This window comes from Cronobacter malonaticus LMG 23826, assembly GCF_001277215.2.
GTDB classification, from domain to species: domain Bacteria; phylum Pseudomonadota; class Gammaproteobacteria; order Enterobacterales; family Enterobacteriaceae; genus Cronobacter; species Cronobacter malonaticus.
Genome location: NZ_CP013940.1, coordinates 272,600 through 288,996, shown reverse-complemented (window position 1 = coordinate 288,996; position 16,397 = coordinate 272,600). Strand labels below are relative to the sequence as shown.

At 57.5% G+C, this 16,397-nt stretch carries 13 protein-coding genes and 1 riboswitch; of the genes, 6 read left to right on the top strand and 7 right to left on the bottom strand.

Annotated elements, in window-relative coordinates:
• Positions 1 to 59: 59 nt before the first annotated feature.
• Both AFK66_RS01355 and malK read right to left on the bottom strand, forming a co-directional pair.
• Positions 60 to 1,406, bottom strand: coding sequence for a maltoporin (locus AFK66_RS01355; protein WP_007778581.1), 1,347 nt, complete (start codon positions 1,404 to 1,406; stop codon positions 60 to 62).
• 43 nt (positions 1,407 to 1,449) lie between these two features.
• Positions 1,450 to 2,559: a maltose/maltodextrin ABC transporter ATP-binding protein MalK gene (gene malK / locus AFK66_RS01350; protein ID WP_004387536.1), complete on the bottom strand. Its 1,110-nt coding sequence runs from the start codon at positions 2,557 to 2,559 to the stop codon at positions 1,450 to 1,452.
• Between the two features lie 369 nt (positions 2,560 to 2,928).
• On the opposite strand from malK, the gene malE reads away from it, so the two are divergent.
• The 5 genes from malE (at position 2,929) to AFK66_RS01325 (ending at position 8,113) form a co-directional block, all read left to right on the top strand.
• Positions 2,929 to 4,119 carry a maltose/maltodextrin ABC transporter substrate-binding protein MalE gene (gene malE, locus AFK66_RS01345; RefSeq protein WP_004387535.1) on the top strand — a complete coding sequence of 397 codons (1,191 nt, stop codon included), beginning with the start codon at positions 2,929 to 2,931 and terminating at the stop codon, positions 4,117 to 4,119.
• Between the two features lie 228 nt (positions 4,120 to 4,347).
• Complete coding sequence (gene malF / locus AFK66_RS01340; RefSeq protein ID WP_007778585.1) at positions 4,348 to 5,892, top strand: maltose ABC transporter permease MalF; 1,545 nt, start codon at positions 4,348 to 4,350, stop codon at positions 5,890 to 5,892.
• An 11-nt stretch (positions 5,893 to 5,903) separates the two neighbouring features.
• Positions 5,904 to 6,794 (top strand): maltose ABC transporter permease MalG, encoded by an 891-nt coding sequence (gene malG, locus AFK66_RS01335; RefSeq protein WP_004387533.1) that lies wholly within the window; start codon positions 5,904 to 5,906, stop codon positions 6,792 to 6,794.
• A gap of 207 nt (positions 6,795 to 7,001) precedes the next feature.
• Positions 7,002 to 7,646: a hypothetical protein gene (locus AFK66_RS01330; RefSeq protein ID WP_007778587.1), complete on the top strand. Its 645-nt coding sequence runs from the start codon at positions 7,002 to 7,004 to the stop codon at positions 7,644 to 7,646.
• A gap of 11 nt (positions 7,647 to 7,657) precedes the next feature.
• Entirely contained in the window at positions 7,658 to 8,113 is a 456-nt protein-coding gene (locus tag AFK66_RS01325) for an acyltransferase (protein ID WP_161573988.1), read from the top strand.
• 152 nt (positions 8,114 to 8,265) lie between these two features.
• Here the strand turns inward: AFK66_RS01325 and AFK66_RS01320 are convergent, their stop codons facing one another.
• The 5 genes from AFK66_RS01320 to pgi form a co-directional block, all read right to left on the bottom strand.
• Positions 8,266 to 10,362: a YjbH domain-containing protein gene (locus tag AFK66_RS01320; RefSeq protein ID WP_007778591.1), complete on the bottom strand. Its 2,097-nt coding sequence runs from the start codon at positions 10,360 to 10,362 to the stop codon at positions 8,266 to 8,268.
• Entirely contained in the window at positions 10,362 to 11,096 is a 735-nt protein-coding gene (locus AFK66_RS01315) for a capsule biosynthesis GfcC D2 domain-containing protein (RefSeq protein ID WP_007778592.1), read from the bottom strand. Before AFK66_RS01315 ends, AFK66_RS01320 begins: the two co-directional genes overlap by 1 nt.
• The gene (locus AFK66_RS01310) at positions 11,096 to 11,731 is read right to left on the bottom strand and encodes a YjbF family lipoprotein (protein WP_004387526.1); all 636 of its coding nucleotides are present in this window, start codon (positions 11,729 to 11,731) and stop codon (positions 11,096 to 11,098) included. Before AFK66_RS01310 ends, AFK66_RS01315 begins: the two co-directional genes overlap by 1 nt.
• Positions 11,732 to 11,799: 68 nt before the next feature.
• A complete protein-coding gene (gene yjbE, locus AFK66_RS01305; RefSeq protein ID WP_004387525.1) occupies positions 11,800 to 12,048 on the bottom strand; it encodes an exopolysaccharide production protein YjbE in 249 nt (82 codons plus the stop codon).
• Positions 12,049 to 12,429: 381 nt separating this feature from the next.
• Positions 12,430 to 14,079, bottom strand: a complete 1,650-nt coding sequence (gene pgi / locus AFK66_RS01300) for a glucose-6-phosphate isomerase (RefSeq protein WP_007778595.1) — start codon at positions 14,077 to 14,079, stop codon at positions 12,430 to 12,432.
• 637 nt (positions 14,080 to 14,716) lie between these two features.
• A riboswitch (Lysine riboswitch) is annotated at positions 14,717 to 14,910 on the top strand.
• A gap of 113 nt (positions 14,911 to 15,023) precedes the next feature.
• Between pgi and lysC the strand changes: the two genes are divergently transcribed.
• Positions 15,024 to 16,376 carry a lysine-sensitive aspartokinase 3 gene (gene lysC, locus AFK66_RS01295; RefSeq protein WP_007778597.1) on the top strand — a complete coding sequence of 451 codons (1,353 nt, stop codon included), beginning with the start codon at positions 15,024 to 15,026 and terminating at the stop codon, positions 16,374 to 16,376.
• Positions 16,377 to 16,397: the final 21 nt, after the last annotated feature.

Here is a 16,397-nt window from a genome sequence, read left to right as displayed (position 1 = left end):
ACTTTTCAATGAGGGTTAAGAGGGGCTTGCGCCCCTCTTGTTACTACGCTAACGCGTGATTACCACCAGATTTCCATCTGGGCACCGAAGGACCATTCATCGCTGTCGCCGCGACCGAAGCTACCGCCGTTAAAGCCATCTTTAACTGCGTAGCCATAGTTGGCGTTGTTGCTCGGGTTACCCGTTTTGTCATAACCCCATTTTTCATCCCACTTGGCATAGGTTGCGAAGACGCGCAGCGCCGGGCGAGACCAGATGCTGTCGCCTGCCTGCCACTGTTGCGCCAGGGTGATTTTGTACTGGTTGTTAGTTTCGTCAGTACGCTGGGATTTCACGTTGTCATAGCCAACTTCCAGCAGGGTGCTCATGATAGGCGTCCATTTGAACATCGGGCGCACACCCACGGTCCACCAGCGGGTGCCGTTGTTGTTATCCCAGTCGATGTCCTGGTACATACCGACATACATCATGTCCCAGCGATCGCCCATAGAAATTGAGCCGTGATCGATTAAACGCAGCATGTGGCCATTGTTGTTCTGGGCATACGCAAACTTAGGATCGGTGTCGCTGATGCCAATGCCGGAGCCCTGAGACAGGCCTTTGCCCTGAGAGGTCAGTGCATCTGTCGCATACTGAACAACAAATTTGTTAAAGCCAGTACCGATGGTCTGAACGTGTTCAGCGGTGAACATCCAGCCGTCTTTGGTCGCATCGTCAGCCAGATAGTAGTCGTCACGCGCGTTGGCACGACCATAGTCCACACCCAGTTCCAGCGTGCCGCCCGGGTTCACTTCCAGGCTGCCTAAACGTACGTCAAAGACGTCGTTAGCCGTGCTCTTGTTGTAATCATAAATGCTGTCGCTCTGGAAGGTCGCAGAACCACCAGCTTCAGAGGAGCGGGTTGCCGCAACAGAGAGCTTACCAAAGCCCAGATCGACGTTTTCAAGACCTGCGCCCGGGCCGGAGATATCCCAGTAGTAGAAGTCGATCATGTGAACGTCGTGACGCTGATAGAAGCGTTTACCGGCCCAGATAGTTGAACCCGGCAGCGCGTCAATCAGGTTTTTACCCTGTACATTAGCTTCGCGGAACGCCGGGCTGGTCGCTTCCCAGTCATTCTGCTGCGCAACGGAATACGCTACGTTAGTATCGAAATAGAAGCTCTTATCGCCCTCTTTCCATACTTCCTGACCGAACTTCAGTTCCGCATAGGTTTCACATTCGTTACCCAGACGGTATTTAGCGCCTGCACCGGTCGCCTGGAAGCACTGCTGTTCGCCGCCACTGCCGGTCCAGCCGATGCCGGAACGGGCATAACCTTTGAAGTCCACAGCCGAGGCCTGAGCGGCGAAGATGCCCGCCATCACGGCCACAGCCAGAGGGAGTTTACGCAGAGTTATCATCATTCTATCTCCTGAGATCATTGCTTTTCTTTGTAAGCGGGGGCGCTTAAACGCCTGGCTCTTTATGCAACCGACGACAGGCGGTGCCATCTTCCCGAAAAAGATGACAACGCTCCGGCGGCAAGCCGATAGCGAATGTGGCGCCCTCTTCTACCAGCACGACGTCGTTCTGGCGGTAAACCAGGTTCTGACGCAGCGCAGGGATTTGGATATGAATCTGAGTTTCATGACCTAACTGTTCGACCACCTGCACCTCGCCTTCCAGCGTCACATCGGCGATATCGCTCGGCAGGAGGTGTTCGGGGCGAATGCCAAGAGACATGTTGGCACCCACCTGAACATGGGTACTTTCCACCGGCAGCCAGACCAGCTGGCGGTTCGGCAGCTCCACCTGCACCTGATCGATAGCGGTGGCGGTGACTTTCACCGGCAGGAAGTTCATTTTCGGCGAGCCGATAAAGCCCGCGACGAAGCGATCCGCCGGGTAGTGATAGAGTTCCAGCGGCTTGCCCACCTGGGCGACGCGGCCCGCGTCCAGCACCACGATTTTGTCGGCGAGCGTCATCGCTTCGACCTGATCGTGGGTGACGTAAATCATGGTGCGCTTAAGGCGCTTGTGAAGGCGGGAGATCTCAATACGCATCTGCACGCGTAGCGCGGCGTCAAGGTTTGAGAGCGGCTCATCGAGCAGGAATACGGAAGGCTCCGCCACCAGCGTACGGCCAATCGCCACGCGCTGACGCTGACCGCCGGAGAGCGCTTTCGGACGGCGATCCAGCAGATGCGCCAGTTGCAGCACTTCCGCCACCTGAGTGACGCGCTGGTTGATGGTTTCTTTGCGGGCGCCTGCCAGCTTCAGGCCGAAAGACATGTTTTCAGCCACGGACAGGTGCGGATAGAGCGCGTAAGACTGAAACACCATCCCCACGCCGCGCTCGGCGGGCGGCACGTCGTTCATACGCTTGCCGCCGATATGCAAATCGCCGCTGGTGATGGTCTCAAGCCCGGCAATCATACGCAGCAGCGTGGATTTTCCGCAGCCCGACGGCCCGACAAATACGACAAACTCGCCTTCGGTAATATCAAGATTGATATCCTTCGATACCACCACATCGCCCCAGGCTTTTGTTACGTTGCGAAGCTGAACGCCTGCCATTCCCTTCTCCCTTGTCTACTTCACCCGCTTGCCGCGGGAAAAACACGTTGACGGCACTATGCGCCTTGCGCGAGGGCGAGCCATCCTCCACCCCTGCCTTTTTTATGGGGGAGGAGACGGGAGGATGAGGGGTTGGCGACCGTCCTGCGGCCGGGCGGCCCGCGGCGATTTTCGTGATGCAAGCGGCAAAAAACGCAGCGGTTTTCTGTGCGCGGGGCCACAGAAAATCCACTTATGTTATGCAGATCACACTACGAGGCGGTGGGGCGTAGAGGAAAGGAGGATGAGAAGCGCTTGTCAGATGCCCAGACTGTTACACGTAAAGCCAACACGTGTATCCACGCGCAAACCACTAAAAGGATAGGAGTTATGAAAATTAAAAGCGGCGTACGCCTCCTCGCCCTCTCAGCGCTGACGACGGCGCTCTTTTCTGCCTCTGCTCTGGCCAAGATTGAAGAAGGTAAGCTGGTTATCTGGATCAACGGCGACAAAGGCTATAACGGCCTGGCCGAAGTGGGTAAGAAGTTTGAACAGGACACCGGCATTAAAGTGACCGTTGAGCACCCGGACAAACTGGAAGAGAAATACCCGCAGGTTGCGGCGACGGGCGACGGCCCGGACATTATTTTCTGGGCGCACGACCGCTTTGGCGGCTACGCGCAGTCTGGCCTGCTGGCGGAAATCACGCCGGAGAAAGCGTTCCAGGACAAACTTTACCCGTTCACATGGGACGCGGTTCGCTATAACGGCAAAATCATTGCCTACCCGGTTGCCGTGGAATCGCTGTCGCTGATTTACAACAAAGACCTGGTACCGAACCCGCCGAAAACCTGGGAAGAGATCCCGAAACTCGATAAAGAGCTGAAGGCGAAAGGCAAGAGCGCGCTGATGTTTAACCTGCAGGAGCCGTACTTCACGTGGCCGATTATTGCCGCTGACGGCGGTTACGCCTTTAAGTTTGAAAACGGCAAATATGACGTGAAAAACGTTGGCGTGGATACCGCGGGCGCGAAAGCGGGCCTGAATTTCCTGGTTCAGCTTATCAAAGATAAACACATGAACGCCGACACCGATTACTCCATCGCGGAAGCGGCGTTTAACAAAGGCGAAACCGCCATGACCATCAACGGTCCGTGGGCGTGGGCCAACATCGACAAGAGCAAAGTTAACTACGGCGTGGCGCAGCTGCCGACCTTTAAAGGCAAGCCGTCTAAACCGTTCGTGGGCGTGCTGAGCGCGGGTATTAACGCCGCCAGCCCGAACAAAGAGCTGGCGAAAGAGTTCCTGGAAAACTACCTGCTGACCGACCAGGGTCTGGAAGCGGTGAACAAAGACAAGCCGCTGGGTGCCGTCGCGTTGAAATCTTACCAGGAGAAGCTGGAGAAAGATCCGCGCATCGCCGCCACCATGGCGAACGCGAAAACCGGCGAAATTATGCCTAACGTGCCGCAAATGTCCGCGTTCTGGTATGCCGTACGTACCGCCGTCATCAACGCCGTAACCGGTCGTCAGACCGTTGACGCCGCGTTGAAAGACGCGCAGGGCCGTATTGCGAAGTAACGGTTGTTAATGGCGGGTGCGCTTTGCTTACCCGCCCTACAAAACCATTCTCAGAGATTTACGGTGGGTAAGCGAAGCGCACCCGCAAACATCATGTAGGGTGGGTAAGCGAAGCGCCCCCACGAACAAAAGCAGGTGGGCAAGCGTAACGCACCCACCACACCCTGTAAGGCATTACACCGTGGCACGGCCACACCTACGTTTTCATCGTTGTTGAGGATTATCCCCATGGATGTCATTAAAAAGAAACACTGGTGGCAAAGCGACGCGCTGAAATGGTCGGCGATTGGTCTGCTGGGCTTACTGGTGGGTTACCTTGTCGTTTTAATGTACGCACAGGGGGAATACCTGTTCGCCATCATGACGCTGATTTTAAGCTCAATTGGCCTCTACATTTTCGCGAATCGCCGCGCCTACGCGTGGCGTTATGTTTATCCGGGTCTCGCGGGCATGGGGCTTTTCGTGCTCTTTCCGCTCGCCTGCACCATCGCCATCGCCTTTACCAACTACAGCAGCACCAACCAGCTCACGCAGGAGCGCGCGCGTGAAGTGCTGATGGATCGTAAATATCAGGCGGGCGAAAGCTACACCTTTGGCCTGTATCCCGCAGGCGATCAGTGGCGTCTGGCCCTCACGGACGGCGCCAGCGGCAACTATTATGTCTCTGAACCGTTTAAATTTGGCGGCGAGCAGAAACTGAAGCTTTCCGCCGCGCCTGCCCTGCCGGAAGGCGAACGCGCCAGCCTGCGTGTTATCACTCAGAATCGCCAGGCGCTGAACCAGATCACCGCCGAACTGCCGGACGAAAGCCAGCTCGTTATGAGTTCGCTGCGCCAGTTCTCCGGCACCCGTCCGCTCTATACGCTCGCCGGTGACGGCACGCTCACTAATAATCAGAGCGGCGTGAAATACCGCCCGAACAACGATATCGGCTTTTATCAGTCGGTGAACGCCGACGGCCAGTGGGGCGATGAGAAGCTCAGCCCGGGTTACACCGTGACCATCGGCTGGGATAATTTCCTGCGCGTCTTTGCCGATGAAGGCATCCAGAAACCATTTATGGCCATCTTCGTCTGGACGGTCGTCTTCGCGGCGCTGACCGTCGTGCTGACGGTGGCGGTCGGCATGGTGCTGGCGTGCCTGGTGCAGTGGGAATCGCTGAAGGGTAAAGCCATCTACCGCGTGCTGCTCATTCTGCCGTATGCGGTGCCGTCGTTTATTTCCATTCTGATTTTCAAAGGGCTGTTCAACCAGAGTTTTGGTGAGATCAACATGATGCTGAGCGCGCTGTTTGGCATCAAGCCGGCGTGGTTTACCGACCCGACGACCGCGCGCACCATGATCATCATCGTCAACACCTGGCTTGGCTATCCGTACATGATGATCCTCTGCATGGGGCTGCTGAAAGCTATCCCGGACGATCTCTACGAGGCCTCCGCAATGGACGGCGCCGGTCCGTTCCAGAACTTCTTTAAAATCACGTTCCCGTTGCTTATCAAGCCGCTAACGCCGCTGATGATCGCAAGCTTCGCGTTTAACTTTAATAACTTCGTGCTGATCCTGCTGTTAACCAACGGCGGCCCGGACCGCATCGGCACCACGACGCCTGCGGGCTATACCGACTTGCTCGTGAGCTACACCTGGCGTATCGCCTTTGAAGGCGGCGGCGGTCAGGACTTTGGCCTCGCGGCGGCTATCGCCACGCTTATCTTCCTGCTGGTGGGCGCGCTGGCGGTCGTGAACCTCAAAGCCACGCGCATTAAGTTTGATTAAGGAGATCCCACATGGCTATGGTGCAACCCAAATCGCAAAAGCTGCGTCTGCTGGCGACACATCTGCTGCTGCTGGCGTTTATCGCCGCCATTATGTTTCCGCTGTTGATGGTCGTGGCGATTTCGCTGCGCCCCGGCAACTTCGCGACCGGTAGCCTCATCCCGGATCAAATCTCCTGGGAGCACTGGCGGCTGGCGCTCGGTTTCAGCGTGGAGCACGCCGATGGCCGCGTAACGCCGCCGCCGTTCCCGGTGCTGCTGTGGCTGTGGAACTCGGTGAAAATCGCGGGCATTACCGCGGCAGGCATCGTGGCGCTCTCCACCACCTGCGCCTATGCCTTCGCCCGTATGCGTTTCCCGGGTAAAGGCGCGCTGCTGAAAGGCATGTTGATTTTCCAGATGTTCCCGGCGGTGCTGTCGCTGGTGGCGCTCTACGCCCTGTTTGACCGTCTCGGCCAGTACATTCCCTTTATCGGGCTTAATACGCACGGCGGCGTGATCTTCGCCTATCTGGGCGGCATCGCGCTACATGTCTGGACAATCAAAGGCTATTTCGAAACGATTGACGGATCGCTTGAAGAAGCGGCGGCGCTGGATGGCGCGACACCGTGGCAGGCGTTTCGTCTGGTGCTGCTGCCGCTGTCGGTGCCTATCCTTGCGGTGGTCTTTATTCTTTCGTTTATCGGCGCGATTACGGAAGTACCGGTCGCCTCGCTGCTGCTACGTGATGTCGATAGCTACACGCTGGCGGTCGGCATGCAGCAATATCTCAACCCGCAAAACTACCTGTGGGGCGATTTCGCGGCGGCGGCTGTGCTGTCAGCCATCCCGATTACCGTGGTCTTCCTGCTGGCACAGCGCTGGCTGGTAAGCGGCCTCACGGCGGGGGGCGTTAAGGGTTAAGTCTCTTCATCGTTATTTTGCCACTGTAGTACCATTGTATCCCTGACTAAGAAGTCACTTTTGGCGGCCCTCGTGCCGCCTTTTTTTATGGGCGCTCGGGCTGTGGCAAGACTAAAAACGCAGCGAGCGTCTATAGTTAAAGGTTCAGGTTTTGCCCGGCCCGCGAGAGGCTGGCACCGTAACGCTTACTGATAACAGGGAAAGAAGATGAAAATAGCCTGCCTGCATACGGCGCAAAGCAATGTGGCGGTTTTTGATGAAGCTGCCCGCGCGCTGAATCTCCCGCAAGACGCCTTAATAACCCATAAAGTGATGCCGCACCTGCTTGAACAGGCGCAAGCCGCAGGCGGCGTCACGCCCGAGATTGAAAAAGAGACAATCGCCGCGCTCGCGGATCTGCGCACCGACGCCGACGTGGTGCTGCTCACCTGCTCCACGCTGGGCTCCGCCGCTGATTTTCTCGCGCAGGACCCGGGCATTATGCGTGTTGATCGCGCGCTGGCGCAGGCGGCAGTCACCGCCGGACAGCCCGTTGTGGTGCTCTGCGCCGCGCCGACTACGCTGCACCCGACTGCCGCGCTGTTTCGTGCAACACTCCCGCCGACCACGCCGCTTGGCGTTGAGATTATCCCTGATGCCTGGGCGCTGTTTCAGAGCGGTCAGCACGACGCCTTTCACCAGCGCGTCGCCGAAGCCACTCAGCAGGCCTTCGCGCGCGGCGCAGGCTGCGTGGCGCTGGCGCAGGCTTCCATGGCAGGCGCGGAGCGTTATTTCAGCCACCCTAAACTGCTCACCAGCCCACGCGCCGCGCTGGCGCAGATTGTCGCGCGTGTTGAGCGGGAGCGTGCGTGATGACGACGCCTGTGCCTGAACTGCGTGAAGTGGCCGTGCGCGATGTGAGCGTCGGGCGCGACGTGGTGATTTATCAGCCCGCCAACGTATATGGCTGCGAGCTGGGCGACGAGGTGTTTGTCGGCCCGTTTGTGGAGATCCAGCGCCATTCCCGAATCGGGCGCGGTACGCGGGTGCAGTCGCATACGTTTATTTGCGAGTACGTGACCATTGGCGAAGATTGTTTTATCGGTCACGGCGTGATGTTCGCCAACGACATGTTTCGGGACGGCAAGCCGGACCCGGACAGCGAGAGTTGGGGGCGGATTGTGATTGGTAATGGCGTGTCGATTGGCAGCAATGCGACCATTCTCGCGGTGTCGATTTGCGACGGCGCGGTGATTGGCGCAGGCAGCGTGGTGACAAAGTCGATTACCGAGAAAGGGGTGTACGCCGGTAACCCGGCGCGGTTGTTGCGGCGGTTGTAGCATTCCATTGCGTGGCGGGTGCGCTGCGCTTACCCGCCCTACAACATCTCACCCACCGTTGAACAGGGGCCATCCGTAGGGTGGGTAAGCGAAGCGCACCCACCATCCCACATAAACTACCCACCGCTCCGTAAACCTGAACCACCGCACGATTACCGGAAGTTCAGGCTCTTATCGCTGGTCATGCTATAGAGATCAAACTTACGGCCCAGCATCTGACCACCGTCACGGGTGAGCGGCGTCCAGCCGATCGCGGCGCGGCTGCGGGTTGGGCTTGTGGTGAAGAGATCAAACGGCACCGACACATACACGCCCTTGGTGAAATCGCCCTCGCCGTACTCCTCCGGCGACACATTAGTGATAGTCGCGTACGCGCCCACCACAATTCCGCTGTCGAAGTGTTTCGCGACCTCCAGCGTGCCGCCCTTATCACCTGCCAGATACTGCCCGACGCTCGCTTTAATCAGCACATCCTGCGCAAACGGCGGCGTCCAGTACGCGGTCAGATGACCGGTTTTCACGCTGTAATCGGTGAATTTCATCATATTCTGCGGGCTGGTCCAGTCGCGCTGCTTCACGTAGTTGCCGTTAATACCGAACGCCCAGTTGCTGTCCACCGGACGCCACAGCACTTCCGCGCCCGCGCCGGCATACATGGTTTCCAGATAGCCCGCGTAGATCTGGCCGTAGAAATCGCCGCCCAGATGCTGGAAGTAGTTCGCCTGCAGGTTGTTTACGTAATAGTTGTTCTCCACATATTCACGCACGCGGGTACGCACGCGCGGCAGCGGTGAATTGTCTTTCGGGTCGGTGTAATTGAACTTGTCGTAGTTGTTCGCTAGGTTCACAAACACGCTGCCGGACGTCAGCAGGTGGTCAGTCATCCACCAGTCGGCGGTGCCCATCAGGCCCAACTGGTACATGTAGAAGTTTTCCGGGCCGCCGATGGACTGGTTCAGCACCGGATTGAGCGCGATGTTAAAGCGCGATTTCTCAATATACCAGCCCTGTTCCGGGTTCTCGGCAACGACCGGCGTCATGCGCTGCTGTGCGAGCGGCGTCTCATGGCCAAGCGGCTCGCCTTCCAGGTGTCGCTTCAGGCTCGCCACATCAGTCTCTGTTGTGACCTGCGGCATGTTGAGACGCGTTTCGGTCACGCGGATACGGTTCACGCCCTGCGGCAGGTCATTCATGATGATGCGGTTGGCGCGCTCGATCCCTTCACGCGAATCACGGTATTTATACTGCTCGCCCGTCACGTAGAGCGTATCGCCCTTCACCTGAATCTGCGGATCGTTAAGCCCGGCATTGTATTTCAGCGAAGTAAGCTGGTTCGCCACCACGCTGTGCTGCAACACCGCGTCCTGCGGCTGCGGATCATATTCAGGGCGACGGTTGTCGGTGTAAGACGGACGCAGATCGTTAAAGTTAGTGCGCAGGGTAAAGCCAAACATCACGGTGTTGCCGCGCTCGTAGCTCAGGTTAACATCCGCCCAGTCGGCGACGCGGTAAATCGCGCCCACGTTGAATTTACTTTTCTGATCGATTTTGCCCGCGAAGTCCTGGGTATAGTTGTTACCTTCATACTCCAGCTTCAGGCGCAGCGGCTGCCACGGCGTCTGGTATTCGATACCGCCGAAAATCGCCGCCGGGCCGTGGAACATCGTGCTGCCGTCAATGGAGCCCGCGCGCTGATAGCTCGGGTCGCGGTAGCAGAATTTATCGTCGTACTGGCAGAGCGGGTTCTTCACGTTGCCGCTCGTGCCGAGATAGCCCCAGCCCAGACCGAGCGAGAAATCAAACGGCCCCCAGGCTTTGCTGGCGACCAGATATTCGGCGTCAAACAGCCCCGTACCGCCGATATCGCGCGCGCCCACCGCCACCTGCGGCAGCCAGTAGCCCTCTTCCCACAGGCGCAGCTTGAGATCAAACGCTTTATCTTTATAGGTCTGGTCGCCGGAAAACGCATCCACGTTGGAGTATTCACGGGTACGCACGTCGGTGTAGCGCAGCGTGGTTTCCAGCCACGGGAAAAGCTGAATAGAAGCGGAGTAGTAGCGATACTGATCGTTATCGCGATAGTTCAGGCTCAGCTCGCCCTCGCGCGCCATGCGCGCCGTCGGCGTCTGCATCAGGCCGACGCCGCCGAAATCCGTTTGTGAAGGGCCAACTGGCGCCGGATACGTTTCGGCATGGCAGGCGGAAGCGACCGCCAGCGCCAGCAGGCTGAAGTAGTAATGTTTTTTCATTAATCCGGTATCCGATGCGTCAGAGAAGAGATGATTTGCTCGTTCAGCCCGTCATACGCTGAGGTAAACGTATGGTCAGCGAAGCCGACATACAGAATGCTGCCAGGCATCGGCTCTACGTGGCGCTTATTCCAGTACGCCACCGGCACCTTTTCCACGCGCCCGGTCGGCTGAATCAGCCAGGCGTAGCTGCGCTCGGCGCCGCTGAGACGGCTGACCTCATCGAGGTAGTCCGTCACCGGCTTGCCGGGCGTAAACGTTTTTTTGCCAGGCGCGCTGACGAGCCCGACAAGCGTAATAGTGGACGGCTGCGGGCCGACCCATAGCTCGTAATCACCTTCCAGCGGCGGGTTGTTGTGCGGACGCACCCGCACGCGGTCCGGGTCGAGGATCACTCTCTGACGGCCTGTCACTTTGATGGCCTGTAACTGCTGGCGCACGCGGTTAATCGCCGCGCCGTCATCGCCGCCCTCTTCGGCGGCAAGGGACGCGAGACGGTTTAACAGCACCTGATGCTGCGCCTGCGCCTCAACGCTTGCCTGACGTTCGCTGATTACCGCACCCAGCCACCAGCTGCCGGCTAACTGCGGTTGAGAAACCAGATCGGCGAGATGTTTCGCGCCGGAAACTTTTAGCGGCTGTGCATGGTCCCGGTAAACGGTAATGGTGCCGTCGGCGAAAGCGCAAAAGCTGCCGAGGCTAAATATCAGCGAAGCGATAAGTGTGGTTTTCATTATTTCGCTGCCTTCAACAGAATGGTGGTGACCGGAAAATACCCCGCTCCCAGATATTGTTTTGACTGACGAATCTGCCCATCGCTGTCCACCCAGAAGCGGTTATGCCAGGTGGCGGCTTCTGTGGTCACTTCTTCATCCAGAATGCGCACCGGCGTGATGTCGCTGCCCACTTTCAGGGTATCGGTGCCATCCCAGGTAAAGGTGGAACGGGCGGTGGCGTAACGCACCTGATGGCGCTCGGTCCAGCCCATCGTGCGGGTCCAGCTTGCGCCGTCGATAATCTGGTTAGCGTGCGCCAGCGGGTCGGCCGCCAGATTGTTCATGTCTATCAGGTTATCGGCGAGGCTTAAGGTTTTTACGACGCGCCCATGCTGCGTCACGATCGTCGCGCGGTCCTGCGTCACCCATTTTTGCTGGCCGTTTTCAGAAAAGGCGAGCACCACAAAGAGCTGCGGGCCGTTATTCAGCGTCATGTACTGGCTGGCGTAGGGCATGTTCTGGATATCTTCATCCGTGAGCTGCACCCCATCCGGGCCGAAAATACTTTGCCTGAGTGAATTGCCGAGTCCCTTGGTCGTGGTGGAGCAGGCCTGAATCATCAGGCACATCAACACAATCGCGAGTCGCTTCACGATATTTCCCCAAAAAAAGTCAAAATAACCACACCGTAGTGTGGTTATGGTTAAAGCCCCCGAAGGGTTTACTGGGTGGCAGTGCTGGTGGTGGTGGTGGTCGTGGTCCCGGTGTTGGAACCATCGCCGCCGCCGGTGGCGGCAAGCGCCACACCGACAACTGACCCTACAGTGCTTGACGCGGTGGCGCTGGAGCTGCCAACCGACACGGAGGTCGCTGCCGAGCCTGCCGCTTCACCGACGCTAACCGGTGCAGCCTGGGCTGAGACAGCGCCAAGCGCTGCAATGGCGAAAACGCCACTAAGGATTTTCTTCATATCAATTTCCCTTCATTGAATGAATGGAGATTTACCTGAAAAGATTTTCAGGCGCTTCCGAGTATACACAACAACCCCTGTCGGTTTACGACCCAGGGAAATAGGCACAGGGTTTTAGGATAATTAGACAAACAGTGAAGGATGGCGTAATAGATTTTATATAAATCGCCTGTTTTTCAATTTGTTATAATATATCCCTGCAAAACGGAAATCCGGTTTATCTGAAAGGCTTCAGGCGTGCAGAAGCCGGGCGCGGCGATTTTCGGATTAACCTCAAGATTAAAGAGTAGCGGGAGGCGGGTGAACAACAAGATTTATCTGAGAAAAGAATGCCGGCATATTGCCGGCATCATTACGCTTATTTGACACGCTTATTTAAAATCAGCCGCGCCAGGCTTTATAACGGTTAATTAAGCCGTTGGTGGAGCTGTCGTGGCTGGCGATTTCTTTGTTATCACCCAGTTCCGGCAGAATGCGGTTAGCAAGCTGTTTGCCAAGCTCCACGCCCCACTGGTCGAAGGTGAAGATGTTCAGAATGGCACCCTGGGTGAAGATTTTGTGCTCGTAGAGCGCAATCAGCGCGCCCAGGCTGAACGGAGTGATTTCACGCAGCAGGATGGAGTTGGTCGGGCGGTTGCCTTCAAACACTTTAAACGGCACCACGTTTTCCAGCTGTGCCGGATCTTTGCCCTGGTCACGGAACTCTTGCTCTACCACTTCACGGGATTTACCGAACGCCAGCGCTTCGGTCTGGGCGAAGAAGTTTGAGAGCAGTTTCTGATGGTGGTCAGAGAGTGGGTTATGCGTAATCGCCGGCGCGATGAAATCGCACGGCACCAGTTTAGTGCCCTGGTGGATCAGCTGATAGAACGCGTGCTGGCCGTTGGTGCCCGGCTCACCCCAGATAATCGGGCCAGTCTGGTAATCCACGGCGTTACCGTCACGGTCAACATATTTACCGTTGGATTCCATATTGCCCTGCTGGAAGTACGCCGCGAAACGGTGCATGTACTGGTCGTACGGCAGAATCGCTTCGGTTTCGGCACCAAAGAAGTTGTTGTACCAGATGCCAATCAGCGCCAACAGCACCGGCAGGTTTTTCTCAAACGGCGTGGTGGAGAAGTGTTTGTCCATCTCGTGCGCGCCGGAGAGCAGCTCAACAAAGTTGTCGTAACCCACGGACAGAATGATGGAGAGGCCAATCGCCGACCATAGAGAGTAACGGCCGCCGACCCAGTCCCAGAACTCAAACATGTTAGCCGTATCAATGCCGAAATCGCCGACCGCTTTCGCATTGGTGGAGAGTGCCGCGAAGTGTTTCGCTACATGCTTTTCGTCACCGGCGGTTTTCAGGAACCAGTCACGCGCGCTGTGGGCGTTGGTCATGGTTTCCTGGGTGGTGAAGGTTTTGGACGCTACCAGGAACAGGGTGCTTTCCGGGTTCACTTTTTTCAGCACTTCGGCGATGTGGGTGCCGTCGACGTTAGAAACAAAGTGCATGTTGAGGTGGTTTTTGTACGGGCGCAGCGCTTCGGTCACCATGAACGGGCCGAGGTCAGAGCCGCCGATACCGATGTTCACCACGTCAGTGATGGGCTTACCGGTATAGCCTTTCCATTCGCCGGAGATAATGGCCTCTGAGAATTTTTTCATCTTCTCCAGCACGGCGTTCACTTCCGGCATCACATCTTTGCCGTCTACCAGAATCGGCGTATTGCTGCGGTTGCGCAGCGCGACGTGCAGTACGGCGCGGTCTTCAGTGCGGTTGATCTTCTCGCCGGAGAACATCGATTTAATGGCGCCCGCCAGATCGGTCTCTTTTGCCAGATCCAGCAGTTTGCTGAGGGTTTCTTCCGTGATGCGGTTTTTGGAGTAGTCCACCAGCATCTGATCGTTGAAGGTGGCGGAGAATTTACCGAAGCGGTCAGCGTCTTTCGCGAAGAGCTCAGCGAGGGTGACATCCTTCATCGCGTCGAAGTGATTTTGTAGTGCCTGCCAGGCAGAAGTCTGCGTTGGGTTGATGTTTTTCATAGCAATACTCTTGTGATTTGAGAATTGTGACTGCGGTCGATTGTAGCGCCAGTCGCTGAAATTGTGATGATTTTTATCATAAGGCCGGACGCCAGCCTCCCCGGCGACAAGAGAAAAGTATAGTCGTTATAAGTTATTTTCCTGGCAGCCTGCGTAATATGAAAAATCCCCATGACCGTATCGTTGACAATCCCCCGGCCAACCCTTTATTTATGAATAAGTACCGGCCCGACGCGCCCTGCGCACGCCTGGCCTGTTTTTTTCTGCGGCTTTAGCCATTTGCTTACGCAACCTGAAGCCGCCTGTGTTTTTCAGAGAAGTTCGGGATCTGGCAAGGCGGTAAGCGAGCGAATCCCGGGCAGAACAAAAACACGATTTTCAATCGGTTTGGGGTTACGCGCAGGCGGCGATGCCGCGAAGTAGCCACAAACAGAAAGAAAATCCTTGTTTTCCAAAATAGTTCGGGGTGTGGCAAGGCGGTAAGCGAGTGAATCCCGAGCTGAATATAAACACGATTTTCAAACGGTTTGGGGTTACGCGAAGGCGGCGACGCAGCGAATCCCCAGGAGCATACAAAAGTATGTGACTGGGGTGAGCGAGGAAAGCCAACACACGCGTAGCCACAAACAGGAAGAAAATCAAAGGAAGAGGCGCGTCGGCCAGGTAACGTGTGCGAGGAACCCGTCCCACGACCACACGCGAGGGGGAACGACGCCGAGATGGCGCGCTGTCTGGTAAGGCGCGTCATCGGCTGCAGGGGCTGAATCCCCTGGGCTGTCACCCGAAACGACGGCAGTCTAACGTTTCGCAAGGTGGAGCGCTTCTGGGTGTATCGTAACGTTGGTTTTATCCTCCTGCGTCCGCCCCTTTACTGCGCTTTCCTTGTGCCCAGGCTGAACAGATTCCGCCATACATGATGCATGGCGCCCTGACACGAGGTTGTTATGACAGATTCTTTAGTGGTCGCTAAATTTGGCGGCACCAGCGTGGCGGATTTCGACGCCATGAACCGCAGCGCCGATGTCGTCCTGGACGACGGCCACGTCCGCCTGGTGGTGCTTTCCGCCTCCGCCGGGATCACCAACCTGCTGGTGGCACTGGCAGAAGGCCTCGAAGCGACCGAGCGCTATGTAAAGCTCGACGCCATCCGCAAAATTCAGTACGACATTCTGGAACGCCTGCAAAACCCGACGGTGATCCGCGAAGAGATTGATCGCCTGCTGGAAAACATCGCCACGCTTTCTGAAGCCGCGTCGCTGGCGACCTCCACCGCGCTTACCGATGAGCTGGTCAGCCACGGCGAACTAATGTCCACCCTGCTGTTTGTTGAGATCCTGCGCGAGCGCGGCGTGGACGCGCGCTGGTTTGACGTGCGTAAAGTGATGCGCACCAGCGATCGCTTTGGCCGCGCCGAGCCGGATGTCGCGGCGCTCGCCGAGCTCTGCACGCAGCAGCTCGCGCCGCGCCTGGCGGAAGGGCTGGTTATCACCCAGGGGTTTATCGGCAGCGAAGCCAAAGGACGCACCACCACGCTTGGCCGCGGCGGCAGCGACTATACCGCCGCCCTCCTCGCCGAGGCGCTGAAAGCGCGCCGCGTGGATATCTGGACCGACGTGCCGGGCATCTACACCACCGATCCGCGCGTGGTGCCCGCCGCGAAACGCATTGATGAAATCGCCTTTGAAGAAGCCGCCGAAATGGCAACGTTTGGCGCGAAAGTGCTGCACCCGGCGACGTTGCTGCCGGCCGTGCGCAGCGACATTCCGGTGTTTGTCGGATCCAGCAAAGATCCAAAGGCAGGCGGCACGCTGGTGTGCAACAAAACCACCAACCCGCCGCTGTTCCGCGCGCTGGCGCTGCGCCGCAAGCAGACGCTGCTGACGCTCCACAGCCTGAACATGCTGCACTCGCGCGGTTTCCTCGCGGAAGTGTTCAGCATCCTGGCGCGCCATAATATTTCCGTCGATCTGATCACCACGTCGGAAGTGAGCGTGGCGCTGACGCTCGACACGACCGGCTCCACCTCAACCGGCGATACGCTGCTGACCCAGGCGCTGCTGACCGAGCTCTCCTCGCTCTGCCGCGTGGAAGTGGAAGAAAACCTGGCGCTGGTGGCGCTGATTGGCAACAGCCTTTCCAAAGCCTGCGGCGTCGGCAAAGAGGTGTTTGGCGTGCTGGAGCCGTTTAACATCCGCATGATTTGCTACGGCGCGTCGAGCTATAACCTCTGCTTCCTGGTGCCGGGCAACGATGCCGAACAGGTCGTCCAGAAGCTGCACCAGAATCTTTTTGAATAAGTAAAAAAATGGCCTGACATT

What these genes read in the sequence shown, in the direction of transcription:
- yjbE (WP_004387525.1), bottom strand. Translation starts at nt 12,048, where the DNA reads ATGAAGAAAATCCTTAGTGGCGTTTTCGCCATTGCAGCGCTTGGCGCT.
- malE (WP_004387535.1), top strand. Translation starts at nt 2,929, where the DNA reads ATGAAAATTAAAAGCGGCGTACGCCTCCTCGCCCTCTCAGCGCTGACG.
- AFK66_RS01315 (WP_007778592.1), bottom strand. Translation starts at nt 11,096, where the DNA reads ATGAAAACCACACTTATCGCTTCGCTGATATTTAGCCTCGGCAGCTTT.
- AFK66_RS01330 (WP_007778587.1), top strand. Translation starts at nt 7,002, where the DNA reads ATGAAAATAGCCTGCCTGCATACGGCGCAAAGCAATGTGGCGGTTTTT.
- AFK66_RS01320 (WP_007778591.1), bottom strand. Translation starts at nt 10,362, where the DNA reads ATGAAAAAACATTACTACTTCAGCCTGCTGGCGCTGGCGGTCGCTTCC.
- lysC (WP_007778597.1), top strand. Translation starts at nt 15,024, where the DNA reads ATGACAGATTCTTTAGTGGTCGCTAAATTTGGCGGCACCAGCGTGGCG.
- malF (WP_007778585.1), top strand. Translation starts at nt 4,348, where the DNA reads ATGGATGTCATTAAAAAGAAACACTGGTGGCAAAGCGACGCGCTGAAA.
- pgi (WP_007778595.1), bottom strand. Translation starts at nt 14,079, where the DNA reads ATGAAAAACATCAACCCAACGCAGACTTCTGCCTGGCAGGCACTACAA.
- AFK66_RS01355 (WP_007778581.1), bottom strand. Translation starts at nt 1,406, where the DNA reads ATGATGATAACTCTGCGTAAACTCCCTCTGGCTGTGGCCGTGATGGCG.
- malK (WP_004387536.1), bottom strand. Translation starts at nt 2,559, where the DNA reads ATGGCAGGCGTTCAGCTTCGCAACGTAACAAAAGCCTGGGGCGATGTG.
- malG (WP_004387533.1), top strand. Translation starts at nt 5,904, where the DNA reads ATGGCTATGGTGCAACCCAAATCGCAAAAGCTGCGTCTGCTGGCGACA.